Source organism: Rhizobium sp. LARHSG275, assembly GCF_052871115.1.
Genome location: NZ_JBIXJN010000015.1, coordinates 1 through 23475, shown reverse-complemented (window position 1 = coordinate 23475; position 23475 = coordinate 1). Strand labels below are relative to the sequence as shown.

General features: G+C 60.1%; 24 protein-coding genes. 8 read left to right on the top strand and 16 right to left on the bottom strand.

From position 1 onward, the window contains the following. Window positions 1-53 precede the first annotated feature (53 nt). The 4 genes from ACIPSK_RS20655 to ACIPSK_RS20640 form a co-directional block, all read right to left on the bottom strand. A complete protein-coding gene (locus ACIPSK_RS20655) occupies window positions 54-899 on the bottom strand; it encodes a polysaccharide deacetylase family protein (protein ID WP_017963732.1) in 846 nt (281 codons plus the stop codon). A gap of 128 nt (window positions 900-1027) precedes the next feature. After that, complete coding sequence (locus ACIPSK_RS20650; RefSeq protein ID WP_162118484.1) at window positions 1028-2911, bottom strand: ABC-F family ATP-binding cassette domain-containing protein; 1884 nt, start codon at window positions 2909-2911, stop codon at window positions 1028-1030. Window positions 2912-3024: 113 nt separating this feature from the next. Then, window positions 3025-4074: a GGDEF domain-containing protein gene (locus ACIPSK_RS20645; protein ID WP_032985045.1), complete on the bottom strand. Its 1050-nt coding sequence runs from the start codon at window positions 4072-4074 to the stop codon at window positions 3025-3027. A gap of 176 nt (window positions 4075-4250) precedes the next feature. Beyond that, entirely contained in the window at window positions 4251-4985 is a 735-nt protein-coding gene (locus ACIPSK_RS20640) for a hypothetical protein (RefSeq protein ID WP_210254214.1), read from the bottom strand. Between the two features lie 529 nt (window positions 4986-5514). Here ACIPSK_RS20640 and ACIPSK_RS20635 point away from each other — a divergent pair. Further along, complete coding sequence (locus ACIPSK_RS20635; RefSeq protein ID WP_162118483.1) at window positions 5515-7308, top strand: hypothetical protein; 1794 nt, start codon at window positions 5515-5517, stop codon at window positions 7306-7308. Between the two features lie 92 nt (window positions 7309-7400). On the opposite strand, the gene ACIPSK_RS20630 is transcribed toward ACIPSK_RS20635, so the two are convergent. After that, window positions 7401-7910 carry a DinB family protein gene (locus ACIPSK_RS20630; RefSeq protein WP_162118482.1) on the bottom strand — a complete coding sequence of 170 codons (510 nt, stop codon included), beginning with the start codon at window positions 7908-7910 and terminating at the stop codon, window positions 7401-7403. A 138-nt stretch (window positions 7911-8048) separates the two neighbouring features. Here ACIPSK_RS20630 and ACIPSK_RS20625 point away from each other — a divergent pair, with 138 nt between their 5' ends. Continuing rightward, complete coding sequence (locus ACIPSK_RS20625) at window positions 8049-8738, top strand: glutathione S-transferase family protein (RefSeq protein WP_162118481.1); 690 nt, start codon at window positions 8049-8051, stop codon at window positions 8736-8738. Between the two features lie 81 nt (window positions 8739-8819). After that, complete coding sequence (gene ndk, locus ACIPSK_RS20620; protein ID WP_004680549.1) at window positions 8820-9242, top strand: nucleoside-diphosphate kinase; 423 nt, start codon at window positions 8820-8822, stop codon at window positions 9240-9242. An 84-nt stretch (window positions 9243-9326) separates the two neighbouring features. Here the strand turns inward: ndk and ACIPSK_RS20615 are convergent, their stop codons facing one another. Then, a complete protein-coding gene (locus ACIPSK_RS20615) occupies window positions 9327-9830 on the bottom strand; it encodes a hypothetical protein (protein ID WP_017963737.1) in 504 nt (167 codons plus the stop codon). Next, the gene (locus ACIPSK_RS20610) at window positions 9827-10372 is read right to left on the bottom strand and encodes a CGNR zinc finger domain-containing protein (RefSeq protein WP_162118480.1); all 546 of its coding nucleotides are present in this window, start codon (window positions 10370-10372) and stop codon (window positions 9827-9829) included. The genes ACIPSK_RS20615 and ACIPSK_RS20610 overlap by 4 nt, the downstream gene beginning before the upstream one ends. A 65-nt stretch (window positions 10373-10437) precedes the next feature. Here ACIPSK_RS20610 and ACIPSK_RS20605 point away from each other — a divergent pair, with 65 nt between their 5' ends. Beyond that, entirely contained in the window at window positions 10438-11334 is an 897-nt protein-coding gene (locus ACIPSK_RS20605; protein ID WP_162118479.1) for a branched-chain amino acid ABC transporter permease, read from the top strand. 9 nt (window positions 11335-11343) lie between these two features. On the opposite strand, the gene ACIPSK_RS20600 is transcribed toward ACIPSK_RS20605, so the two are convergent. The 5 genes from ACIPSK_RS20600 to ACIPSK_RS20580 form a co-directional block, all read right to left on the bottom strand. Further along, complete coding sequence (locus ACIPSK_RS20600) at window positions 11344-11805, bottom strand: molybdenum cofactor biosynthesis protein MoaE (RefSeq protein ID WP_162118478.1); 462 nt, start codon at window positions 11803-11805, stop codon at window positions 11344-11346. 196 nt (window positions 11806-12001) lie between these two features. Beyond that, on the bottom strand, window positions 12002-12256 hold the full coding sequence (moaD, locus tag ACIPSK_RS20595) for a molybdopterin converting factor subunit 1 (RefSeq protein ID WP_017963741.1): 255 nt from the start codon (window positions 12254-12256) through the stop codon (window positions 12002-12004). After that, complete coding sequence (gene pgsA, locus ACIPSK_RS20590; RefSeq protein ID WP_017963742.1) at window positions 12253-12843, bottom strand: CDP-diacylglycerol--glycerol-3-phosphate 3-phosphatidyltransferase; 591 nt, start codon at window positions 12841-12843, stop codon at window positions 12253-12255. The genes moaD and pgsA overlap by 4 nt, the downstream gene beginning before the upstream one ends. A gap of 193 nt (window positions 12844-13036) precedes the next feature. After that, a complete protein-coding gene (gene uvrC, locus ACIPSK_RS20585; RefSeq protein ID WP_162118477.1) occupies window positions 13037-15082 on the bottom strand; it encodes an excinuclease ABC subunit UvrC in 2046 nt (681 codons plus the stop codon). Beyond that, window positions 15079-15846: an SDR family oxidoreductase gene (locus tag ACIPSK_RS20580; RefSeq protein WP_017963744.1), complete on the bottom strand. Its 768-nt coding sequence runs from the start codon at window positions 15844-15846 to the stop codon at window positions 15079-15081. Before ACIPSK_RS20580 ends, uvrC begins: the two co-directional genes overlap by 4 nt. 365 nt (window positions 15847-16211) lie before the next feature. On the opposite strand from ACIPSK_RS20580, the gene ACIPSK_RS20575 reads away from it, so the two are divergent. Continuing rightward, window positions 16212-16847, top strand: coding sequence for an outer membrane protein (locus ACIPSK_RS20575; protein WP_017963745.1), 636 nt, complete (start codon window positions 16212-16214; stop codon window positions 16845-16847). A gap of 99 nt (window positions 16848-16946) precedes the next feature. Here the strand turns inward: ACIPSK_RS20575 and ACIPSK_RS20570 are convergent, their stop codons facing one another. Together ACIPSK_RS20570 and ACIPSK_RS20565 are read right to left on the bottom strand one after the other, a co-directional pair. Then, window positions 16947-17543 (bottom strand): glutathione S-transferase family protein, encoded by a 597-nt coding sequence (locus ACIPSK_RS20570; protein ID WP_162118476.1) that lies wholly within the window; start codon window positions 17541-17543, stop codon window positions 16947-16949. 59 nt (window positions 17544-17602) lie between these two features. Beyond that, window positions 17603-18472 (bottom strand): 23S rRNA (adenine(2030)-N(6))-methyltransferase RlmJ, encoded by an 870-nt coding sequence (locus ACIPSK_RS20565; RefSeq protein WP_162118475.1) that lies wholly within the window; start codon window positions 18470-18472, stop codon window positions 17603-17605. Between the two features lie 16 nt (window positions 18473-18488). On the opposite strand from ACIPSK_RS20565, the gene ACIPSK_RS20560 reads away from it, so the two are divergent. Both ACIPSK_RS20560 and ACIPSK_RS20555 read left to right on the top strand, forming a co-directional pair. Beyond that, the gene (locus tag ACIPSK_RS20560) at window positions 18489-20693 is read left to right on the top strand and encodes a molybdopterin-containing oxidoreductase family protein (protein WP_162118474.1); all 2205 of its coding nucleotides are present in this window, start codon (window positions 18489-18491) and stop codon (window positions 20691-20693) included. Further along, the gene (locus tag ACIPSK_RS20555) at window positions 20690-21280 is read left to right on the top strand and encodes an NUDIX domain-containing protein (RefSeq protein ID WP_162118473.1); all 591 of its coding nucleotides are present in this window, start codon (window positions 20690-20692) and stop codon (window positions 21278-21280) included. Before ACIPSK_RS20560 ends, ACIPSK_RS20555 begins: the two co-directional genes overlap by 4 nt. On the opposite strand, the gene ACIPSK_RS20550 is transcribed toward ACIPSK_RS20555, so the two are convergent. Together ACIPSK_RS20550 and ACIPSK_RS20545 are read right to left on the bottom strand one after the other, a co-directional pair. Next, window positions 21277-21681: a type II toxin-antitoxin system VapC family toxin gene (locus ACIPSK_RS20550; protein WP_162118472.1), complete on the bottom strand. Its 405-nt coding sequence runs from the start codon at window positions 21679-21681 to the stop codon at window positions 21277-21279. The two genes, ACIPSK_RS20555 and ACIPSK_RS20550, sit on opposite strands and share 4 nt — an antisense overlap. Continuing rightward, window positions 21681-21920, bottom strand: coding sequence for a type II toxin-antitoxin system Phd/YefM family antitoxin (locus ACIPSK_RS20545; RefSeq protein ID WP_162118471.1), 240 nt, complete (start codon window positions 21918-21920; stop codon window positions 21681-21683). The genes ACIPSK_RS20550 and ACIPSK_RS20545 overlap by 1 nt, the downstream gene beginning before the upstream one ends. A 179-nt stretch (window positions 21921-22099) precedes the next feature. On the opposite strand from ACIPSK_RS20545, the gene ACIPSK_RS20540 reads away from it, so the two are divergent. After that, window positions 22100-23269 (top strand): alpha-D-ribose 1-methylphosphonate 5-triphosphate diphosphatase, encoded by a 1170-nt coding sequence (locus tag ACIPSK_RS20540; RefSeq protein ID WP_162118470.1) that lies wholly within the window; start codon window positions 22100-22102, stop codon window positions 23267-23269. The last annotated feature ends 206 nt before the right edge of the window (window positions 23270-23475 follow it).

The following is a 23475-nucleotide window of genomic DNA, read 5'->3' as shown; positions in this document are numbered from 1 at the left end:
CTTTGAATCTAAGCATAGGCCCGAAAATGGATTTCGACTTTCGGGCCTATGCGCTAGCGGGTCGTCACGAAATCAGCCGAGGCGACGACGGTGTTCGGCACCTCGGTCTTCTTGAATTTCAGCGTCACCACCTTGTAGCCTCCGGCTTCGAGTTTCGTGAGCAGGGTCGGTAGCATCGTCGCCGTGCGTTTATGGATGTCGTGCATCAGGATGATGCCGCGGCCGCGCTTGTGCAAGAGGTTCATCGTCCGCTGGGTTATGGAGACCGGCGTCGTAGTGAAGTAGTCCTTGCTGTCGATATCGACATCCATGACCACCATGTCGCGCATGGCGATCGCGGCGCGCAGCCTGTGGCTCTCGGCAAGATAAGGGAAGCGGAAGAAGGAGACGTCGGTTCCGGTCGCCTTGGTCACCGCCAACTCGCCCTTGATCACCTCGGCCATCGCCGCGTCGAAACTCAGCGAACTCAGGTTGGCGTGGTCATAGGTGTGGCTGCCGATCGTGTTGCCATCCTGGGCGACCTTGCGGGCGAGCGCCGGATGCATCTCGGCCATTTCGCCGACCATCATGAAGGCACCCTTGACGCCGAACTGGTCGAGGATTGCCAGCACCTTGTCGGTCCGGCCAGGGATCGGGCCGTCGTCGAAGCTGAGGATCACTTCCTTGTCCTGCAGCTTGAGATCTGCGAGCGAGGAGACCTCCAGTATCCGTCCGGCCAGATGATGCGGGCCGGCAAGGCGCGGGGTCGCATCGTCGCCGGCATAGGCAAGTTTCCGCTCTTCGGGCGCGATCACCGACGAGGTCTTGATCGTGGTATCGGGAGCGGCTTGTCTGGCGGTGCTGCAGGCGGAGAGGGCGGCCGTGAGGGCCATGCAGGACAGAACGAAAAAACGATACATGGAAAGGGCTCAACAAATCGGTAACGAATGTTGAGACAACCTTTCGGATTATGGTTAACGATCGGTTGAGATCGGCAAAAATTGCGGTGTAGCGCGGCAATTCGCCACGCTTTCCTTAAGACTTGTGGCTATCCCGCCATCGCTTCTTCGTATTCGGCCGATAGCATCAGCCAGTCTTCCTCGGCGGCAGCGAGTTTTGCCGCAGCTTCGCCACGCTGCTTTGCCTTCTCGGCGGCTTTAGTGGGCGTCTTTTCGTAAAGGGCCGGGTCCGCAAGTTCCGCGTCAAGCGCCTGAATCTGTTTCTCCAGCTTCGCCGTCAAGGATTCGATTTCATTGATCTTTTTCCTGAGCGGTGTCAGCGAGGCGCGACGTTCGGCATTGAGCTTGCGCTGGTCTGCCTTCGAGGTCGCGTCTTCAGTTAGCTGCGGCTTTTCTTCTTTTTTTTTACCGGAAGTGACGATGAGGTCGCGATACTCGTCCATATCGCCTTCGAACGTCGTCACCGTGCCGCCGTTGACCAGCCACAGCCGATCGACCGTCGCCTCGATCAGATGGCGATCGTGCGAGATCAGGATGACGGCGCCTTCGTAGTCGTTCAGCGCCTCGATCAGCGCGCGGCGGCTGTCGATGTCGAGGTGGTTGGTCGGCTCGTCGAGGATCAGCAGGTTGGGCGCATTGAAGGCGGCAAGCCCCATCAGCAAGCGGGCCTTTTCGCCGCCGGAAAGATCCTTGGCGGCCGTCGCCATCTTCTCGGTTGCAAGCCCCATCTGGGCGACGCGGGCGCGCACCTTGGCTTCCGGCGCGCCGGGCATCAGCCGGCGCACATGCTCCACCGGCGATTGCTCGGGGATGAGGTCGTCGAGCTGGTGCTGCGCGAAGAAGCCGATCTTCAGGCTCGGCGCGATCTTCACTTCGCCGCTCTCCGGCGCGAGCCGGCCGGAGATGAATTTGGCGAAGGTCGATTTGCCGTTGCCGTTCGAGCCGAGCAGGGCGATGCGGTCGTCATTGTCGATGCGCAGATTGAGGTTCTTCAGGATCGGATTGCCGGGCTCGTAGCCGACGGCGCCGCTCTGGATCGCGACGATCGGCGAAGCCGGCTGCTTTTCCGGCTCGGGAAACGTGATCGGCTGCACATGGTCCTCGATGACAGCGGCGACCGTCCCCATGCGCTCCAGCGCCTTGACGCGCGATTGCGCCTGCCGGGCCTTCGAAGCCTTGGCCTTGAAGCGATCGATGAAGCCCTGCAGATGTTTGCGTGCCGCGTCGTTCTTGGCTTTGGCTTTCGTCTGCAATTCGTCGGCTTCCGCCTTCTGCCGCTCGAACTGATCGTAACCGCCGCGATAGAAGGTGAGTTTCTTCTGGTCGAGATGGACGATCGCATTGACCGCGTTGTTCAACAGGTCGCGATCGTGGCTGATGATGATGACGGTATGCGGGTAGCGCCTGACATAGTCTTCCAGCCACAGCGTGCCTTCGAGGTCGAGATAGTTGGTCGGCTCGTCGAGCAGAAGCAGATCCGGCTCCGAAAACAGCACGGCGGCAAGGGCGACGCGCATGCGCCAGCCGCCGGAGAAGGAGGAGGCGGGGCGGGCCTGCGCCTCTTTGTCGAAGCCGAGGCCGGCAAGAATGCTCGCCGCACGCGCTTCGGCCGAATGCGCGTCGATATCGACGAGGCGCATCTGGATTTCGGCGATGCGGTGCGGATCGGTTGCCGTTTCCGCCTCGGCAACGAGGGCCGTGCGTTCCTTGTCCGCGGCAAGGACGATCTCGATCAGCGCGTCTTCGGTCGCCGGCGCTTCCTGCGCCACCTGGCCGATGCGTGCGGCCTTCGGGATCGACACCGTTCCGCTCTCCGAGCCGAGATCGCCGGTGATGACGCGAAAAAGCGTGGACTTGCCGGCGCCGTTGCGCCCGACGAGCCCAGCCTTCGTGCCTGAAGGCAGCGAAACGCTGGCATTGTCGAGAAGCAGGCGCCCGGCGATGCGGGCGGAAATATCGGTGAGCGTGATCATGGCCGGCGTTTTGGCTGAAAGCGCTCGCCAAGGCAAGAGCGCTTATCCCGCGCCAAGCTTGCTTGTGCGCCGCAAGTTTGCTTGTCCCGCGGCCAGAACACGTGTCCGCCGCCTCAGCGGCCGAAAGCCTGCACCGGCAGTCGGGGGTTCGATTGCGCGGCGAGAAGCGCCACGCGAGCATTGGCCTGCAACTGCCCTGGCGTTGCCGCATCGGTGCTGAGCGCCACGCCGATCGAGATGGTGAGCCTGCCGCGATCGGTCTTGTCGGATGTCGCGAAGACCAGATTGTCTTCGACGGAGGCGCGCAGGCGCTCGGCAATAGCCATCGCATCCTGCATGCCGACATTGGAAAACAACAGGGCGAATTCGTCACCCTCGGTGCGGGCAATGAAATCGTTTTTCTTGATCGACTTCTGAAGGAGGCCGGCGAGCTTCTTCAAGAGCTTGTTGCCTGCCTGCGTGCCGTATTTGTCGTTGAGATCGGTGAATTTGTCGATATCGATCATGATCAGTGCGCTGCCGGCGGCACCTTCTTCCCGCTCGTAGAGATCGGCGATCGTCCGGTTCAGCGCAATGCGGTTCGGAAGTCCGGTGATCCTGTCGGCGATGGCGGCCGACTGCATCGCCGAAATGCCGCGCTCCAGCGTTTCCAGCGTCTTGATATCGTCCTGCAGCTTCGCGCCGATTTCCATCTCGGCCGCAAGAACGGTCGAAAGCGACGCAGTGAGATAATCGACCTCGCTGAGGAAAGCGGCAAGGCTCTGGTCGCTCTGGCCGGAAACGGATTTCAGGATAGCGCTGCAGGCGCGCGCAAAGGTGTTCTTGTGCTTCAGCCCTTCGGCAAGCCTTTCCGCCACATCGCGCAGCATTCGGCTCGCCTCATTCCGTGAGGTCTCGCCTGCCAGCCCGCAATGGCCGACGAGGCGGTATCTCAGGCCGAGCTCGTCGAGCATGGGCTGTTGCGGCTGCGGTCCGAGTGCTGCGATATCCTGCGCAAGGCCGGCATTCAGCCCGACGATCGCCTCGTGAAAGAGCTCGTAATTGCGCGGCAGCGCGGCGACGTTGAGGCGCGCCATGTGCTGGGCGATCTTCTGAATATCCGCCTTCGGCGCCGGGCGCACAGCCTCGCGCGGCACCAATGCGTTTGCGCTTGCATTCTGCATGACGATCCCTCGCGACCCAGCCTCATCTCTCACATCACGTTATGCCCGTAAGCTTTTAAGAGAGGCTGAACTTTCGCCGGGAAAGCCCAGGATTGGCGGCAGAACCGGCAAAGGCGGTTAATTCAGTCTTGATGGCCAGATCATGACGCCGAAAAGTGTGAGCGTAACCCGCAAGATCACATGGCACTGAGCGGGATTATCTGGGAATTGCCGGGAAATGACGGTTTAAGCCTTGCACACCAGGGGTTTCGGCCGAAATCGCGATATTTGATGCGGTAACGTTCGCGCAAGATCAAATGGCAAAATCTAAGATCACAAGCCACTCTTCGTCGAGCTGACGATGGGTCTGTATATAATGTATTGCGATGTGCCCCGCAGAGTGACAGCGCCGCAATATCGGCTTCGAAACGTAACAAGGTTCCCCCGCTCGCTGTCGCGCCAAATTCGCTTCTCCGTTTTGCATAATGTCGGCGGGTCGATATCAAGGTCATCGACTTCGGTCTGCCGTATTGTGCGCGGAGTTGTGCACTAACCCGCACGGCTTGCTCGTAAGCACTCATATAGAGAACAACTGAAGAAAGCTTTTTCTTATCAAATAGATAATCAGCAGAAAACTCCTCAGCCCCTGGCTTGTAAGGCCCCGAAAGAAGCGGCTTTCCGTATGCCGGAAGGGAACGGTCTTCGATCGCTGCCCCGACCACGGGCTCAAGTTGCATCCCGCTCGCTCTTAGCTCTTCCAGTGATTGACCCCACTGTGTGCCTTGCCAATCTGCGTAAACATAATCGAGCGACGGCGCTCCATTGTAACGCGGGAACTGGTTATCAAGGCCAAGTGCCTCGCTGCGCCGAGCGAAGGCAAACGCCTCCATCATGGTTTTGAGGTCAGATTTGACGAAAAAGCGACCGCACATCCTTGGTCTCCTTAAGTCCGTTCGATTTGACAAGCGCCTGATAGCAACACTCCATCACCCTGGAGGCCGCCTCGCGCTCGCCGTCTTCCCATCCGCTAAATGGACAATCTCGGATTGATTCAGAAGGCGACATATCGACCATCACTCACCCTTCGCCCGTTGCGGCCGTCTTCTACTAACCCAAAGCAGGGCGGGAAAGAGGATGATGCATGCTAGCCGGGAAGCCAATTTCCGTTCGTCGGATGAAACCCGCTGGTCGTGACAAGATTGTCGTAGACTGCCGCCTCTGTGGCCGGCACGGCGAATACACAATCGACCGCCTCATGAAACTCTATAGCGAAGACCCCCTTGTTGAAGTCTTTGTCAACTTCGCGTCTGAGGATTGTGAACGACGCACAAAGCAGGGGTTCGTTGTCGGGTTAGGTCTCCCGGCATTTGTTTTTTGGTTGGGGTCATCTTGCATGCCGCCGTCGCGGGTCAACCAACGGACTGAAGACTTCACTTTTGAAATCAGCTAGTGGTTGCGGGAGTGTTTTTCGAACAGGATTCGGGCAGTTTCACGATGCTGGAAAAAGAAAGATCCGACGCGCAAGAAGCTCTTCGTATTCTCCTTGTTCGAGTGAATTCCGTGACCTATCCCAATCACCTTGGCAGTATGGGGGAGGATTTCGACAAGACTATCCGTAACGCGCTGGATCGGCTGGAATACCCGCGTCGTTTCGCGGAGAACCTGCGCGAGTCAAAATCGTGGATCGCGCTGGGCGACGATCTTCTCTCTTCCCGCGTGACATCTCTTTGGCTTTTGCGCGAGGCCATAGTGGACGACAACGAATCCATGGGCGGCGACAACCCAGCTCTGGCCAGCTTTTCCCTGGGCCTTTCTGAAGCCATCAGAAGAGTTGAGATATTGAGGAGCGAAGCTATAGCGATTTGGCACGCGCTAGCCGAAGGAGATAGCGTACACATGTTCACCCGTTTGGCCTTTGCCGAAAAGCAAGTCAGAACATATCGAAGAGAACTGTTGATCAGAAGTGACCCGAAGCTTAGGCCAACAAACTGGAATGTTCTTCAGTCCCTAGCGGACCGCTACGGAAGTGCCGCAAAAGACCTGAACTCAATGGGGCGTGCCCTTAGGAACGGATCCAACTATGGTTTCGAACCGGCTCTTGTCAACCTGCGCAAACATTTAAATTTGATCTCCAATTCATCCGAGGCACTTATTGCAACCCCTAACAGAGGTGGCATGCAGATGGATTATGAGACTTTAGGGTCAATCAACATCGTCGCAACGATGCTGCGCGAACTATTGAACATATTTCCCCGTTCCGACAATGGCGAGACGGCCGCAGTAGAGCTCGAACGTGTCCGACTTCCGTCATCGGCTCCACCATCACAAGTAAGTGGTCCTCATTTTGCGATAATCGCTGGAAAGCTCGACTTCGGACCGCCGGACGAACTTGACCCAGCGAAGAACAACATCGCGCGCCTCCGCTCTCTCCTACCCATGTTAAGACAGCAAGTCCGCGAAGCACTTGAACTGTTCGGCGGAAATCAGCCATTTCCCCAAATTTACGCGATGATCCATGAGTACGGAACGGCACTTGAGAGCGCGCCAGAGCTGTTAGACTACAACGTCCTTGCTGGTTATGGTTTGCTGCTTGCTAATGCTGAAAGTGCTGCCCTCAGAAATGTCCGTGATCGCCTGTCTCCCGAGATGGAAGATGGTGAGTTAGCCGCGCTTCGGTCAATTCTGGACCTCCACGGCCCATTTATCCTCTCGACGGAAGCAGGCCGCAATTTCTTGTCGGATGCTGCGATCTACAAGCGAACCCCAGAGGAAGAGGCAACGTTCCGCGAGGCATCTGTCGAATTGACTCAGGGGCTCTCAGAAGACGGCATTGCGGCCGATCGGGCAGCTTCGTTCCTGACAGAAACGGCTGGAAATATCGGCATTGGCAGTCAACCGACCAGGACAGCTCTCTTTGGGACTAACACAGTCCGGAACGTCTCAATAGCGCTTATCGTGGGTGCCATCGCTACCCTGCCAGCTGCCATCGGGCTGGTAACGGGATCTACCACAGCCTTTTGGTTCACAGCGGTCTTTGCTGCGGAGGGGCTGAAAAGGTCCCACGTCGGAAATAGTGCTGCAAACGCTCTTCGCGATGCGGTTAACGACCCAACTCAAAGGAAGAGCCTTATGAAACTTGCGCCATTCATCCTTCGATTCGAACGGCAGTTTCGAACGATAGCGGGCGATCAACGCGAGTTAAAACCGCTGCATGATTGGCTGGATTGGCTGAAGGCAAATGCTTCACTCGACTGACCAGGTATCTGTTGCCATTTGATCTTGCGCGAAAAGCCATTTGAATTTGCGCGCTACACATCATGTTCCAACTTTTCAATTTGGATCGCGCCTCACATCCATTCGCGGCCCTCCATCCGCAGGAAGTAGATAAGATCAAGCGTGAGGCTCGGCTTGCCGAGCGCGGTCAGCGTCATGTGGCACTGGCCGCGATGATGGGTCTGGTGGTTGAAGAGATGCGCAAGCGCTGGAGCCAGCGGCTGGGTGAATTCGCCCGGCTGCGTCACCGGCACATAGGTGAAGTCGGCGGCAAGAGCTGCCTCGTCCAGCGTGTCCATCCAGGCAATGATACGCTCGTCCTCGATTTTGCGTGCGGCGGCAAGCGCATCCAGATCTTCGAAGAGCACGGCATTCAGCGTCGTCGGTGCCTCGCCGGTACCGGTGAAGCGCTTCATCCATATCCGGTCTGCGACGAGCAGATGATTGAGCGTGCGATGCAGCGAGCCGAAGAAGGCGCCGCGGTCGCTGCGGAATTCTGCATCGCTGAGTTCGGCCGCAACCGCATAGACTTGGCGGTTGGCCCAGCGATTATAGGCGGCGAACATCTTGTAATGTCTGAGCATCCTGCCCCTCCCGTGTCGTATCGGCAGTCTAGCCGGTTTCCCCAGAAAGCCGAGTGATGACGCCATGAAATTTCCTGATTTGATCGCAGGCGCTTTCTGTCGTGGAATGGATAGAGCTGCGATCTCGAAAGGACTGTCATGACCAGAGCCCTCTATTCCCTCTGCGGCGCCGACGAGCGGCGCTTCTTTTCGCCCCATTGCTGGAAGGCTGTCATGGCGCTCGCGCACAAGGGGCTCGATTTCGAGGAGATTCCGACCACCTATGCCCGCATCAGCGCGATCGGCGGCGGCGTCTCGTCGATCGTGCCGGTTCTCGACGACAATGGCCGGCTGGTCTCCGACAGCTTCGACATTGCGCTCTATCTGGAGGAGGCCTATCCCGAGCGGCCGTCACTGTTCAACGGCGAAGGCGGCAAGGCGTTGTCGCGGATGGTGGAAGGCTATTCGCAGATGATCATCCATCCGGCGATCATGCGCATCGCCCTTCTCGACATCCATGCGAACCTCGACGAGGGAGACAAGGCTTATTTCCGCGAAAGCCGGGAGGCTCGGCTCGGCAAGCCGTTGGAAATGGTTGCCGCCGATAGCGAGGTGGAGAAGGCCGCCTTCGGCGCCAAGCTGGAGCCGCTCCGGCACATGCTTAAATTCCAACCCTTCATCGGCGGGCAGACACCGCTCTTTGCCGACTATATCGTCTTCGGCGCGCTGCAATGGCTGCGTGTCTCCGCCGGTCTCGCCATGCTGGCTGCCGACGATCCCGTCATGGTCTGGTTCGAACGCTGCCTCGATCTTCACCAAAGCCGCGGCAGGACTGTGACAGCGGCGTGAAATTGCCGCCTACCTCTTGTTTTCGGGCGTTGGGGCGGGTAAAGACCGCCCACTTTTCCCGAGAAAACAGAGGATTTGACTATGGCGATTGAACGCACCTTCTCGATGATCAAGCCTGATGCAACGAAGCGCAACCTGACAGGCGCTATCACCAAGATGCTCGAAGATGCCGGTCTGCGTGTCGTCGCTTCCAAGCGCGTCTGGATGAGCCGTCGCGAAGCCGAAGGCTTCTACGCCGTTCACAAGGACCGTCCCTTCTTCGGTGAACTGGTCGAAGGCATGACCTCCGGCCCGACCGTCGTCCAGGTGCTGGAAGGCGAAGGCGCAATCCTCAAGAACCGCGAGATCATGGGCGCGACCAACCCGGCAAACGCTGACGAAGGCACGATCCGCAAGGTTCACGCTCTGTCGATCGGCGAAAATTCCGTTCACGGCTCGGATGCTCCTGAAACAGCTGCCCAGGAAATCAAGTACTGGTTCTCCGATACCGAAATCGTCGGCTGAGGCCACGCTTCGGCATTCGCCGGCAATGCCTTGAATTGACTCTCGAAAGCCGGGGCCTTGCTCCGGCTTTTTCTATACATTTCTCTATGCCGGGCATTTGTCGGTATTCGAGAAATCGACACTGCCATCAGGCTTGAAGACCTCCGGGTTCTTGTCATAAAGCGCGCCGACGACGAGCGGCTTGCTCGGCAGGACGGTCTGGTCGAGGTCGGACCGGAACTGCGTCTTCAATTCCTGCAGCACCTTGCCGTCCTTGTCGACCAGCCGGACACTGACGGAATAGGGGCGGTCCTTGCGCACGCAGTGCAGTTTTTCGCTCTGCAGAGCGATCTTGTCGTCGATCGGGTAGATCTTCTGGTTCAGCACCAACGGATCGCCTCCTTGCGGATTTTCGAATTCGGCAATGATGACCGAGCCGTCGGGGATGGGGCCTGTCTTCTTCAGCGTCAGCAGATAGGTGGCGCTCGCCACCCGATAGTTGAAGACGAAGAGATGGCCGGTGACCTCGACCAGGTTTTCCGCCTGTCGCTGGCAGGCGGAAAGCAGAAGGGCCGCTGCTGCGACCACTACGATCATATATTTCTTCATGGCGTCTCCTCCTTCTTGCGGCGATAGTGACGGTTCGCCTTGGCGCGGTTGCCGCAGACCGCCATGTCGCACCAGGCCCGGCTCCTGTTCTTGCTGCGGTCTATGAACAGCCAGCCGCAATTGCCGCAGATCTTCATGCGCTCCGGATCGGGCATGGCGATCAGCCGCAGTGCCGAATGGGCGGTCGCCGCGGCTAGGCTGTCGGGGCCCGCGTCGCGCAATGTCTTCGCCAGCGCTTCCAGCAGCCCGGCCAGCAATTGGTCGTCGCCGCCATTCAGTATACGCTCGCGGAAATAGACGTCGATCGCTTCCCGCAGCGCGATGAAATCCGCTTCGCTTTCCGCCGCCACCGGCGCGATATCGCCGAAAAGGGCACGCTCGGCGCAGTATTCGGCGGCGGCGCGCGGAAAGCTCCGCATCTGATCCCTGACCGCGAAGCGGTCGATCCGCCGCGTTGCATCGTGGCGCAGAACGACGCTGTTGACGACATCGAGCGCCAGTGCGCCGCCGGCAAAGCGGTGAGGGGTCCAGGAAAAGCTCATGATGAAATTATAACTAGCGAAATAGGTTTTACCAGTTATAATTTTAATGACGCGGAGTGTCTCGAATGGCCTATCTTCTGCAGCAGCTGGCGAATGCGGTTCCACTTGCTGCCCTCTATGCCGCGCTTGCCTTCGGTTATGCCGTCGCCTTCGGCGTGACGAAGCGGGCCGACATCACCTATGGGGCGATCTTTGCCTTCGCGGGCCAGATCCTGCTGCTCTTCACCGAACTTGCTTTCAACCGCTTCTGGTTGGTGCTGCCGGCCGCCCTTGCCGTCGGCGCCTGCGCTTCCATCGTCTATTCGCTGGGGGCGGGCCTATGGATCGGCCGCTCGATCATGCTGCCGCTGGTCAGCAAATCGCCGAATACGGTCATCGTCGCCGCCCTCGGCATGATGATCGTGCTGATGGAGACTGCCCGGCTTGCCGCTAATACCCGCGCCATCTGGCTGCCGCCATTCCTGAACGACACGGTCGTCTTCTGGAGCGACGGCCCCTTCAAGGTGACGCTCACCCATATCCAGTTGATCGACACGGCGCTGATGTGCGCCATCGTCGCGATCGGTACGCTGATCCTCAGGCGCACGGCCTGGGGCCGCATCTGGCGCGCCGTCACCGATGACCCGCTGGCAGCCGAACTCTGCGGCACCAGCGCCGACCGCGTCTTTCTCGTCGCCTATGCGGCAGCCGCTCTCGTCGCCACGATCTGCGGCATCCTCGCCACCTTCTATTACGGCTCGATGGATTTCGGCTCCGGCCTGATGTTCGGACTGAAGGTGCTGTTGATCGCAGCCGTCGGCGGCTACTCCGATCCGCTGCGCTCGGCCGGCGGCGCGGCCGCGCTTGCCGTCGTCGAAACCATGTGGGGCGCCTATGGCCCCTTCGTCTGGCGGGATCTGGTTATCTTCTCGCTGCTCGTCCTGCTCTTGGTCATGAGCCGCAGGGAGCGCGTGGTGCTCTAATTTACTAATTTACTTCCACTTGTCGCGCGCTGCGTCGTCGGAGTCCTTCGCCGCGACCCAGTCTCCGGTGGCACCATCCCTGGCGTGCTCTTTCTTCCAGAAGGGGGCAGCAGTCTTCAGGAAATCCATGACGAAATTGGCGCCGTCGAACGCCGCCTGCCGGTGCGGTGCGGCCGCGACGACGAGCACGATATTCTCGCCGGCGGCGATCTTCCCGTAGCGGTGGATGGCGGTGAGGCCGAGAAGTCCGAACCGCGCGATGGCCAGATCGCCGATGCGCCGCATCTCCGCTTCAGCCATGCCAGGATAATGCTCGAGTTCGAGGGCTGCCAGCGTCCCGCCTTCATCGCGGCAGAGGCCGGAAAAGGTGACGACGGCGCCGATGCCGGGTTTGCCTTTGGAGAGGCGATCGACCTCGGCTTGCAGGTCGAAGTCCTGCTGCTGAACGCGGATGGTGGGGATGATGGTCAATACAGCCTCCCTCTTCTCCCCAGCGGGGAGAAGATGTCCGAAGGACAGATGAGGGGGGTGAGTGGCGCAAGCCGCGAACGCACTGAGCGCAAGCGAAGGGCAGTACCTGCCGGGGCGGCCCCCTCATCCGCCCTTCGGGCACCTTCTCCCCGAGGGGAGAAGGGAAGGGAATATGCCGCACCGGATCTCATCCCAGTCATCCCCCCGTCATCGGCGGAAATATCCCAATCTCTTTCGCCCCTGATATCGGCTCGTCATGCTCGACATGCTCCATGTCGAGCGCCACGCGGATCACGTCGGGATATTGAAGTGCGGTCTCATATTCTTCGCCCAGCGTCTTCAAATGAGTGAGGAGATCGGCAACGGTGACGACGGAGGAGGGGAGGTCGATCTCCTCCTCGCCCTTGCCGATGCGCTCGCGCACCCAAGCGAAATAGATAAGCCGCGTCATTCCTCGTCATCCACGATATGTTTCAGTCCGGCGCGGAAATAATCATAGCCGGTGTAGATCGTTAGCAGCGCCGCGATCCACAGCAGCGCGATGCCCATCTGCGTCGTATAGGGGAAAATCTCGTCGCCGGCAGGGCCAGCGAGCAGGAAGGCGATGGCGACCAGCTGCAGCGTCGTCTTCCACTTGGCGATCCGCGTCACCGGTACGCTGACCTTCAGCGCCGCCAGATATTCGCGCAGTCCCGAAACCAGGATCTCGCGGCAGAGAATGGTGATCGCCGCCCAGATCGACCAGCCGGCGATCGTCTGGTCGGCCGCGACCAGCAGAAGAATCGAGGCGACCAGCAGCTTGTCGGCGATCGGGTCGAGCATGCGGCCGATATTCGACGTCTGGTTCCAGATGCGCGCGAGATAGCCGTCGAGGAAATCGGTGAGCGAGGCGATGACGAAGATCCACAGCGCCACCCAGCGCGCCGTATTGCTGATCGACAGCCTGCCCTCGATGAAGAAGCAGAGAACGATCAGCGGTACGGCAAGGATACGACCGTAGGTCAGAAGATTGGGAATGCTGTACGCACGCGATGCCATGGGATCGTTTCTCTGAATTGATGCGCTGCTACAGCGCCGCGCGCCTTTTTCAGACGCGCCAAGGACGCTGTAACACTTTGGGACCTCCGCATCGTGCTCGGGTCGTTGCGGTAGATGACGGCTTTGGCTGCGGACCGTCAACATTCTTTCTGTCTTTTCACCGCCTTTGCGTGGAATTTGCGACGGACGCCGGTTATTTCGCGGCGTCGTCGTGGAAATGATTATAGACCTGCCTGGCGACGGCTTCCGATATGCCTTCCACCGCCATCAGGTCGGACAGGGCGGCGCGCGAAACCGCCTTTGCGGTGCCGAAATGCTGGAGCAGCGCGCGTTTGCGCGATGGGCCGATGCCGCCGATCTCGTCGAGCGGGTTCTTGATCATTTCCTTCTTGCGCCGCGCCCGGTGGGAGCCGATCGCGAAACGATGCGCCTCGTCGCGCATGCGCTGAATGAAATAGAGCACCGGATCGCGCGGCGGCAGCGTGAAGCTTTCTCGTCCCGGCGGGAAGAAGCGTTCGCGCCCGGCATCGCGGTCGATGCCCTTGGCGATGCCGATCGCCGTCACGCTGTCGGTGATGCCGAGTTCGGTAAGGATGGCGCGCACCGCCGTCATCTGCCCCTGGCCGCCGTCGATCAGGATCACATCGGGCCAGGTGGGGAAGGGCATGTCGGCAGCGTCGGGTGTGGTCGCCGCCTGCGCCGTCCGGTCAGGAATACCTTCCTCTTTGATCAGCCGCGAGAAACGCCGCGTCATCACCTCCTTCATCATGCCGAAGTCATCGCCGGGCGTAATGTCGGTCGATTTGATGTTGAACTTGCGGTACTGGTTCTTGACGAAACCTTCCGGCCCCGCGACCACCATGCCGCCGACGGCATTGGTGCCCATGATATGCGAATTGTCGTAGATCTCGATGCGCTGCGGCGTATAGGCAAGCTTGAACGTTTCCTTGAAACCTTGGAGCAGCCGCGACTGCGACGCCGTCTCGGCGAGCTTTCGCCCATGCGCCTCGCGCGCATTGCCGACGACATGGTCGACCAGGTCGCGCTTCTCGCCGCGCTGCGGCACGAGGATGGAAACCTTGTGGCCGGCCTTTTCGCTGAGTGCTGCGGCAAGCAGCTCCAGTTCCTCGACCGTCTGCGACAGCATGATCTGCTTCGGCACCGGCTTATCGTCGTAGAACTGTGCGAGGAAGGAATTCAGCACTTCGGCGCTCGAAAGCTGCGGATCGGCCTTCGGGAAATAGGCGCGGTTGCCCCAATTCTGGCCGGTGCGGAAGAAGAACACCTGGATGCAGGAGATGCCGCCCTCATGGTGGATGGCGAAAACGTCAGCCTCCTCGACACCGGCCGGATTGATACCCTGATGGCTCTGCACATGCGACAGTGCGGCCAGGCGATCGCGATAGACCGCCGCTCGTTCGAAATCGAGGTCCTCGGCCGCCTGGTTCATCGCCTCGGCCATATGCGACTTCACCTTCTGGCTCTTGCCGGACAGGAAGTCCTTCGCCTCCTGCACCAGTTCGCCGTAACCCTCGTCGCTGACCTCATGCGTGCACGGACCGGAACAGCGCTTGATCTGGTAGAGCAGGCAGGGACGCGTGCGCGTTTCGAAGACGCTGTCAGTGCAGGTGCGGATCAGGAAGGCGCGTTGCAGCGAGTTGATCGTCCGCCCGACCGCGCCGGCCGAAGCGAAAGGTCCGAAATAGTCGCCCTTTCGCGCTCTCGCACCGCGATGCTTGAAGATCGCCGGCGCCCGGTGATCGCCGGTGATGAGGATATAGGGAAACGACTTGTCGTCGCGCAGCAACACGTTAAAGCGCGGCCGCAAGCGCTTGATCAGATTCGCTTCCAGAAGCAGCGCTTCGGTTTCCGTGCGTGTCGTCACGAATTCCATGTTGGCCGTCTGGCGCACCATCTGGGCGATGCGGTTGGAATGCACGCGGCCGACGGCGTAATTGTTGACGCGCTTCTTCAGACTGCGCGCCTTGCCGACATAGAGCACGTCACCCTCGGCGTTGAACATGCGGTAGACGCCGGGGCTGTTGGGGAGCCGCTTGACGAATTCGGCGATCAGTTCCGCGCCGATAAGCCCGGTCTCGTTGAGGCTGCCCGCGTTCCAGTCGACCGCAGCCGCAAGCGGGGCGGCGGCGGACACGTCGCCTTCCACTTCGATATCGTCTTCGCTCTCATCCGTCTCGTCGTAGAGAACGCCGCCATCCGGCAGCTTTCGTCCGTTCATTCCGTAATCTCCGCCACATCGGGCGTCTGCCAGGCGAGGTGCTGGCCGCCGTCGAGGGCAATCATCTGGCCGGTGATCGAGGGCGTGTCGTAAAGGAAGCGAATCGTTTGTCCGAATTCCTCCAGCGCCGGCCCTCGCTGCAAGATAAGGGCTGAGACCTGCGCTTGAAAGTCCTCCATCGCCTGCCGCTCGCTCGGCATCGAGGGGCCGGGGCCGATGGCATTGACGCGGATGCGTGGCGCCAAAGCCTGTGCAAGCGTCTGCGTCGCCGTCCACAGCGCGGATTTGGAGAGTGTGTAGGAATAGAAGCTGGGCCTCAGCGCCCAGACCCGCTGGTCGATGATATTGACGATCAGCCCTGCTGCCTCAGCGGGCATCTGCTGCGCGAAGGCCGCCGCAAGGATAGAGGGCGCACGGACATGCAGGTCGAAGTGCAATGCCCATGTGGCGGCATTGAAACTACGCGCGGAATCATGCTGGAAGACCGACGCATTATTGACGAGCAGATCGAGCGGTCCGAGCGCTTCCGACGCCTTCGCGACCAATGCGCCCGTCTCGCCGAGATCGCTAAGGTCTGCCTGCAGCGCGATCGCCCTTTGTCCCTTTTGCCGCAATTCCGCCACCAGCTCTTCGGCCTCACCGATGGAGCCGTTCGCGTGGATCGCAACGGAAAAGCCATTTGCGGCAAGGTCTTCGGCGATTGCCCGGCCTATTCTTTTTGCAGCCCCTGTTATAAGGGCCGAGCGAAGTCTTTTGTGGTTCAAAATCTTGCCTTCTGATCCCGCGAGTCTGTCAGCAGACTATATAGGGGCGGGCGGAGATTATATAAATAGGCCGTTGCGGTTGCGTCGGAGAGCCGGATATTCTATGTATTATTTAAGAATGCGATTTCCTAAAATAGGTATTTTAAGTTTAACTCTTCGGTAGGGTTAACAAAGTGTATGTTGCGCCAAAGCAACATCGAATTTCAGCCATGCGGCAGCCACAATGATATCACAATTTGGCTCTTTCAAATCCGCATTTCAGTTCCAATTTCAATCTCGATCCGGAAGGGACATCTGGCAATATCCCGCCAATGCTTTACTGATAGACAGATGGTAAGCGGCGCGGGACTGAAAGGAGACTAAGTATGCGTGTACTCATTGCTGGCCTCATGGCCTCCGTTTTTGCAATTGCGGGCGTCTCGGCAGCTCAGGCGGCCGATGCCGTCGACCAGGTTCCGGAAGCACCGGTCGCCCAGGAAGCTCCGGTCAAGCCGGCTGGCAACTGGGAAGGCTTCTATCTCGGCGGCGCCGGCACCTACAACATGGGTGACTTCGGTTCCGACCGTCACACCTACGGTTTCGGTGGCCAGGTCTTCACCGGCTACAACTGGCAGCAGGGCCAGATCGTTTACGGCGTTGAATCCGATCTCGGCTACAGCGGCGACGATGTCTCCTCAGGCGGCGTCAAGAACAAGTATGGCTGGAACGGCTCCGTCCGTGGCCGCGTCGGCTACGACATGAACCCCTTCCTGCTCTACGGCACAGCTGGTCTTGCCATCGGCGACGTCAAGGTTTCCGACGGTACCTCGGACGAAAGCAAGACGAACTACGGCTATACGGTCGGCGCTGGTGTCGAAGCCTTCGTGACCAACAACATCACGACGCGCTTGGAATATCGCTACACCGACTACCAGAGCAAGGATTACGACCTCGACTCCGGCAGCTTCTCGCGTGGTTACGACGAGAACAGCGTCAAGCTCGGTATCGGCGTCAAGTTCTAAGCCGGACCATCCGTTCAAGCATGAAAAAGCCGGGCGCGTCGCCCGGCTTTTTGCTGTCTGTTTGCTCTTCCCGCCGTTGAGCCTTGGCTTTGAGCACGCTCAGCCTTGGGACTTGATTTCGCTATGGGAAGGGAATTTCTTGTCGAACTGCCGCAGCCAGTCGATCAGAGGCGCATGATCGGCTTCCCACTGGTCCTTGAAGCGCAGCTCGAGATAATCGAGCGTCGCGGCCAGCGCGAAATGTCCGCCATTGAGCTTCTTGCCTGTTTTCGGTGGATTGGCGCTGAGATAAGCGAGCCCGCTCGTCGCCTTCTTCCATTGCCGGTCGATCCACGGCTGGTGAATTTTTTCCTCGTCGCGGAAGCGCCGCTCGTAGACGATCGCCAGCAGGCAGTCGCAGATGCCGTCGCACAGCGCCTCGAGGATTTCCGCATCCGTGCGCTTGCCGTTCTTCGAAGGGTAGAGCCCACCCTTCGTCAGCCGGTCGAAATAATGCATGATCGCTACGCTGTCATATATCGAGATCCCGTCATCGGTCAGCAGCGTCGGGATCTTGCCGAGCGGATTGTTGTCCACCAGGATCGCCGGTCCGGTATTGGTGTCGACCCGGATGGCGTTCAAATCCAGGCCCAGAAAATATGCGGCCATCCGCACCTTGTTGGAATAGGGCGAAGCGGGCGAACAAAGGAGCTTCATGGGACACCTGATGAGGTTGTAGACTGCGGCGCGGACTATTCCGTAAGGCGATTGGCTGGTCAATCGTCCTTGACGGCCTTGTTTTCGCCGCGCAGCCAGAAGGCGCGGTGCGAGGCGAAACGGTCTTGCGCCAGATGGTCCTTCAATGCGGGCAGCAATTGGTGCAACTCGTCCTTCAGTGTGAAGGGCGGGTTGACGATGACGAGTCCGGAGCCTGTCAGTCCGGTAATGCCGCGGTCGCTGCGAACGGCAAGTTCGGCGCAGAGCATTTTCGGGATATCGAGCGCCTGCAGCCTCTCGTGGAATTCCTTGATCGGCGCGCCCTTCTTCAGCGGATACCACAGGCAGTAGGTGCCGCCGGGAAAGCGCCGGTAGGCCTTTTCCAGCCCCTCGGCCAGCCGCTGATATTCGTCCTCCTCCTCGAAGGGCGGATCGACGAGCACGATGCCGCGCTTCTCCTTCGGCGGCAGATGTGCGCCGAGCGCCAGCCAGCCGTCGAGCTCGGTGATGCGGGCGTGGTGATCGCCCTCGAACAGCCGGTGCAGCCTGACGTAGTCCTCGGGATGCAGTTCCATCGCCGATAGCCGGTCCTGCGGCCGAAACAGCATGCGCGCAAGTTTCGGCGAGCCGGGATAGAAGCGGATGCCGCCCTCAGGATTGAGTTCGCGGATTGCCGAGAGGTAGGGCTCCAGCAGTTCAGAGACCTGAGGGCCTAGCTCCGCCTCCATCAGCCTGCCAATGCCATCGACCCATTCGCCGGTTTTCTGTGCTTCTTCTAAGGAGAGGTCGTAGAGCCCGATGCCGGCATGCGTGTCGAGCACGCGGAAGCCGCCATCCTTCTTCTGCATGTAGCGGATCAGCCGCGTCAGCACGACATGTTTCAGCACATCGGCAAAGTTGCCCGCGTGATAGATGTGGCGGTAGTTCATTTTTGCTGATGTCCGTATGAATTCGCATCATGGGGAATTTTTGTGGCTTTTGGCCGTGCAAGCCTTGGAATATACAAATGCCATGAACATTGCGACCCCCATCCACGCCAAATCAGAAAAGCCGGAAAACAGGGTGGGCCACACGGCCTGCCCGCATGACTGTCCCTCCACCTGTGCGCTGGAGGTCGAGATATCGGAGGATGGCCGCATCGGCCGTGTCCGTGGCGCCAATGACCATTCCTACACGTCGGGCGTCATCTGCGCCAAGGTCGCCCGTTACGCCGAGCGGCTCTACCATCCCGACCGCCTGATGCATCCTCTACGCCGCGCCGGTGCCAAGGGGGCAGGGCAGTGGCAGCAGATTTCCTGGGACGATGCGCTGGATGAGATCGCCGAGGCTTTTGTGAAGGCCGAGGCAAGGGACGGCAGCGAAGCGATCTGGCCCTATTTCTACGCCGGTACCATGGGCTGGGTGCAGCGCGATTCCATCGATCGTCTGCGTCATGCCAAGCGTTACTCCGGCTTCTTCTCCTCGATCTGCACCAACCCCGCCTGGACCGGCTTCACCATGGCGACCGGCACGCTGCGCGGTCCCGATCCGCGCGAGATGGGCCGCACCGATTGCGTCGTCATCTGGGGCACCAACGCGGTGTCGACGCAAGTTAACGTGATGACCCACGCCATCAAGTCGCGCAAGGAGCGCGGCGCGAAGATCGTCGTCATCGACATTTACGACAATCCGACGATGAAGCAGGCCGACATGGCGCTGATCGTCAAGCCGGGCACCGACGCCGCACTCGCCTGCGCCGTCATGCACATCGCCTTCCGCGACGGTTACGCCGACCGTGACTATATGGCGAGATATGCCGATGATCCCGCCGGTCTCGAGGCGCATCTGAAAACCAAGACCCCGCAATGGGCGGCTGCCATCACCGGTCTTTCGGTCGAGGAGATCGAAGCCTTCGCCAGCCTCGTCGGCACGACGAAGAAGACCTTTTTCCGCCTGGGCTATGGCTTCACCCGCCAGCGCAACGGCGCGGTCGCCATGCATGCGGCCGCCTCGATCGCCACCGTTCTCGGCTCCTGGAAATATGAGGGCGGCGGCGCCTTCCATTCAAACAGCGACATCTTCCGCATGAACAATGCGGAACTGACCGGCCGGTCGATGAAGGATGCCGATATCCGCATGCTCGATCAATCCCAGATCGGCCGCGTGCTGACCGGCGATCCGGTGGCGCTGCGCCATCGCGGCCCGGTGACGGCGATGCTGATCCAGAACACCAATCCCGCCAACATCGCGCCCGAGCAGCGCCTGGTCAGACGCGGCTTCGCCCGCAACGACCTCTTCGTCGCCGTGCACGAGCAGTTCATGACCGAGACAGCCGAGATCGCCGATATCGTCATCCCGGCGACGATGTTCGTCGAGCACGACGATATCTATCGGGCCGGCGGCCAGAACCATATCCTGCTGGGGCCGAAGCTGGTCGAGCCGCCGCCAACCGTGCGCACCAATCTCTTCGTCATCGAGGAACTGGCAAAACGCCTCGGCGTCGCCGATCGCCCCGGCTTCGGCTTCACCGCCCGCGAGATGGTCGACCGCATTCTGGAATCGAGCGGCCTGCCGGATTATGACCATTTCCTCGAACACAAATGGTTCGATCGTCAGCCTGCATTCGAGGAGGCGCATTATCTGAACGGTTTTGCCCATCCGGATGGCAAGTTCCATTTCCGCCCGGACTGGATCGATCAGCCGGCGCCGAACAAGCCCCCGGCTTCTATCGGCGCGCTAGGTCCGCATTCCGAGCTTCCGGCCTTCCCCGATCAGGTCGATGTCATCGAAGTCGCCGATTACGAACATCCCTTCCGGCTCGCCACGTCGCCGGCGCGCAACTTCCTGAATTCGAGCTTCTCCGAGACCAAGACCTCTCGCCAGAAGGAAGGTCGTCCTGAAGTGATGATCAATCCGGCCGACGCCGAAGCCAATGGCATAGCCCATGGCGATCTTGTGCGCATCGGCAATAGCCGCGGCGATCTGCGCCTCCATGCCCGCATCACCACCGAAGTCAAATCCGGCGTGCTGATCGCCGAGGGGCTCTGGCCGAACAAGGCGCATGTCGACGGCGAGGGCATCAACGTCTTGACCGGTGCCGACCCCGTTGCGCCCTATGGCGGGGCGGCCGTACACGACAACAAGGTCTGGCTTCGCAGGGACGCAGCATGATGCAGCCGAAATCACGCGTGAAGATCGTCAGCGAAGAAATCCTGTCGAATGGGTGGACGCGGCTGAGCAGCTACCTACTCGACTATATCGACCGCAGGGGCGCGACCCAGCGGTTGAAGCGGGAAGTCTATCACCGCACGCCGGCCGCCTGCATCCTGCTTTACGATCCCAGGCGCGACCTCGTCGTTCTCGTCCGCCAATTCCGCCTCGCCGTTCATCTCAACGGCGATCCCAGCTGGATCATCGAGGTGCCTGCCGGCCTTCTCGACGACGACCATCCCGAGGCGGCGATCCGTCGCGAGGCGATGGAGGAGACCGGCTATCGCCTACGCGATGCGCGCTTCCTGTTCAAATCCTATCCCTCGCCGGGCGCCGTCACCGAAGTCGTGCATTTCTTCGCAGCCCTCATCGACATCGCCGACCGCGTGGCGGAAGGCGGCGGCCTGGATGAGGAGCACGAGGACATCGAGGTCCTCGAAATCCCGCTCGACGAAGCGGCGGCGATGATCGAAACCGGCGAGATCTTCGACGTCAAAACGATCGTGCTTCTGCAATGGGCGCTGTTGAACAGGGGAACGCTTTTCTAACCCAGCCCGAAGGTGAGACTTTCCGCTGACGCGGCACGTTCCAGTCTGGCGTCCAGCGTCGCAAGCGATACGTTCTCTGCGACCGCAAGCGCCAGATAAGCGGCGTCATAGGCCGATAGTTGATATTTTCCGGCAAGTCGCAAGATCGGAAGATGGTCTTCGCTTGAGACAGTGCACAGCGGCAGGCTGGTGAGTCGCATGAGACAAGCGAGCACATCCTCGTTGGAGATGCGTTTCCGCCGTTCCGCGGTCAACAGGATGTTGCGTATCTCATGCCAGAAGAGATCGGGCACCAAGGCATCTTCCGTTTCGAGCAACGACAAGGCTCCTTCGGCAGTCCGGCTTTCCTCATCGGCAAGCAACCAAGCCGCCGCAATCGAAGCATCAATTACGAACGGCATCAGCGCTGGCCTTCGCGCCGCCAGGCTTGAATTTCGGCCGCGGTTGCTCCGGCGCGTTCTGCCCGTTCGCTGCGGAGTGCACGGATGGCGTCGAGCCTCTGGCGACGGTCATCGATCTTGATCATGCGGGCGACCGCGTTGTTGCCGCGTGATATCACCACATCTTCGCCTGCTTCCACCTTTGACAGAAGCTCCGAGAGATGCGTTTTTGCCTCTGCCACTTTCACTTTGATCGTCATAGCCACCGTCCATTTGTGTTTAATGTAACGTCACGTCAAAACTTGGTCAACTGGTTGGTCAAGTATGGCGAAGCAAGAACGGAAAGAGTAAGAAGTTTGGAAGTTCTTCATGCAGTTGTCACGAAGCAGTTCTATGCGCTGCGGTTTGTCAATCATCGGATGCGGTCAGGAGAAAGCCCATGTGGCTCAGCAATTTCACCCTCGTTCTCCCAAACGAGGTGGTGAGTGAAGGTTCCGTGCGTGTTGAGGACGGCGCCATCGCCGAGATCAGGCCGGAGCCGGTCGCCGGTGCCGCCATCGATGGCGGCGGACGGCTGCTGATGCCCGGATTCGTCGATCTGCACGGCGACATGATCGAGCGCGAAATCGCCCCGCGGCCGAACGCAACGATGCCGATCGATTTCGGCATCCACGAACTTGACAAGAAGCTTGCCGCTGCCGGTGTGACGACGGCGTTCGCCGCCGTCTCCTTTGCGACCGAAAGCGTTTACGGCCACGTCCGTTCGCTGGAGACGACATCAGCGGTGATCGAGGGCATCAACCGCCTGCGTGACGATCTGCTGATCGACCACCGCGTCCACGCCCGCTACGAGATCACCAACGTCGGCGCAGCCGCGGCACTCGAGCGCCTGCTGAATGCCGATCAGATCGACATGGTTTCGCTCACCGACCACACGCCGGGCCAGGGCCAGTACAACAACCTGCAGAGCTACATTCTCAGCATTTCCGAGCGCCGCGCCGTCTCCGAGGAAATGGCGGCGGAGATCGTCGCCAAGCGCATCGCCATGCGCAGCAATCCTGACATCGAAGCCAAGCTGAAGGAGATCGTCGCGTTGTCGCTGAAGCACAAGCTGTCGCTTGCCTCGCATGACGACGACAGTGTTGAAAAAGTCGCTGAAATGCACGATCTCGGCGTCACCATCAGCGAATTTCCGGTCACCGCACCTGCGGCCGAAGAGGCGCGCCGTCGCGGTCTCTGGACGTTGATGGGCGCGCCGAACGCACTCCGCGGCCAGTCGATGTCGGGCAATCTCAGCGCGCTCGATGCTGCGAGGGCCGGTCTGCTGAGCGTCATTGCCGCCGATTATCATCCGGCTGCCTTCGTACCCGGCATCTTCAAGCTTGCCGACATGGTGGAAGGCGGCCTGCCGGCAGCTGTTGCCATGGCGACCGGCAACGCGGCCCGTTCCGCCGGCCTATCGGATCGCGGCGAGATCGCCATCGGCCAACGCGCCGATCTGGTCGTGGTCGAGCCTGGCGACATCAACCGCATCCGCGCCACCTTCCGCGCCGGCCGCTTCGTCTATAGCGACGGCACGCTGCATCCGCTGCGGGCGCTGGCGGCTTAATGCATGTCGCCCAAAACCGCAGTTTTGGGACGACGACATGCATAAAGCAATGAAAGATGGCTGCCCCTCACCCTAGCCCTCATATGCGCTAGGTTAGGCGGGCGCGGAGATAATCGCATTGTTTTCGGCGTCGTCGCGGCGGCTCGCAGAGGTGGCGACGACTTCGCGTGAGGAGATTACGGACGGCCTGCCACAGAAGTGGTCCG

Excerpts from the sequence above, each read along its gene's own strand:
- ACIPSK_RS20655 (WP_017963732.1), bottom strand. The coding sequence starts at position 899 with ATGTATCGTTTTTTCGTTCTGTCCTGCATGGCCCTCACGGCCGCCCTC.
- ACIPSK_RS20650 (WP_162118484.1), bottom strand. The coding sequence starts at position 2,911 with ATGATCACGCTCACCGATATTTCCGCCCGCATCGCCGGGCGCCTGCTT.
- ACIPSK_RS20645 (WP_032985045.1), bottom strand. The coding sequence starts at position 4,074 with ATGCAGAATGCAAGCGCAAACGCATTGGTGCCGCGCGAGGCTGTGCGC.
- ACIPSK_RS20640 (WP_210254214.1), bottom strand. The coding sequence starts at position 4,985 with ATGTGCGGTCGCTTTTTCGTCAAATCTGACCTCAAAACCATGATGGAG.
- ACIPSK_RS20630 (WP_162118482.1), bottom strand. The coding sequence starts at position 7,910 with ATGCTCAGACATTACAAGATGTTCGCCGCCTATAATCGCTGGGCCAAC.
- ACIPSK_RS20625 (WP_162118481.1), top strand. The coding sequence starts at position 8,049 with ATGACCAGAGCCCTCTATTCCCTCTGCGGCGCCGACGAGCGGCGCTTC.
- ndk (WP_004680549.1), top strand. The coding sequence starts at position 8,820 with ATGGCGATTGAACGCACCTTCTCGATGATCAAGCCTGATGCAACGAAG.
- ACIPSK_RS20615 (WP_017963737.1), bottom strand. The coding sequence starts at position 9,830 with ATGAAGAAATATATGATCGTAGTGGTCGCAGCAGCGGCCCTTCTGCTT.
- ACIPSK_RS20610 (WP_162118480.1), bottom strand. The coding sequence starts at position 10,372 with ATGAGCTTTTCCTGGACCCCTCACCGCTTTGCCGGCGGCGCACTGGCG.
- ACIPSK_RS20605 (WP_162118479.1), top strand. The coding sequence starts at position 10,438 with ATGGCCTATCTTCTGCAGCAGCTGGCGAATGCGGTTCCACTTGCTGCC.
- moaD (WP_017963741.1), bottom strand. The coding sequence starts at position 12,256 with ATGACGCGGCTTATCTATTTCGCTTGGGTGCGCGAGCGCATCGGCAAG.
- pgsA (WP_017963742.1), bottom strand. The coding sequence starts at position 12,843 with ATGGCATCGCGTGCGTACAGCATTCCCAATCTTCTGACCTACGGTCGT.
- uvrC (WP_162118477.1), bottom strand. The coding sequence starts at position 15,082 with ATGAACGGACGAAAGCTGCCGGATGGCGGCGTTCTCTACGACGAGACG.
- ACIPSK_RS20575 (WP_017963745.1), top strand. The coding sequence starts at position 16,212 with ATGCGTGTACTCATTGCTGGCCTCATGGCCTCCGTTTTTGCAATTGCG.
- ACIPSK_RS20570 (WP_162118476.1), bottom strand. The coding sequence starts at position 17,543 with ATGAAGCTCCTTTGTTCGCCCGCTTCGCCCTATTCCAACAAGGTGCGG.
- ACIPSK_RS20565 (WP_162118475.1), bottom strand. The coding sequence starts at position 18,472 with ATGAACTACCGCCACATCTATCACGCGGGCAACTTTGCCGATGTGCTG.
- ACIPSK_RS20560 (WP_162118474.1), top strand. The coding sequence starts at position 18,489 with ATGAATTCGCATCATGGGGAATTTTTGTGGCTTTTGGCCGTGCAAGCC.
- ACIPSK_RS20555 (WP_162118473.1), top strand. The coding sequence starts at position 20,690 with ATGATGCAGCCGAAATCACGCGTGAAGATCGTCAGCGAAGAAATCCTG.
- ACIPSK_RS20550 (WP_162118472.1), bottom strand. The coding sequence starts at position 21,681 with ATGCCGTTCGTAATTGATGCTTCGATTGCGGCGGCTTGGTTGCTTGCC.
- ACIPSK_RS20545 (WP_162118471.1), bottom strand. The coding sequence starts at position 21,920 with ATGACGATCAAAGTGAAAGTGGCAGAGGCAAAAACGCATCTCTCGGAG.
- ACIPSK_RS20540 (WP_162118470.1), top strand. The coding sequence starts at position 22,100 with ATGTGGCTCAGCAATTTCACCCTCGTTCTCCCAAACGAGGTGGTGAGT.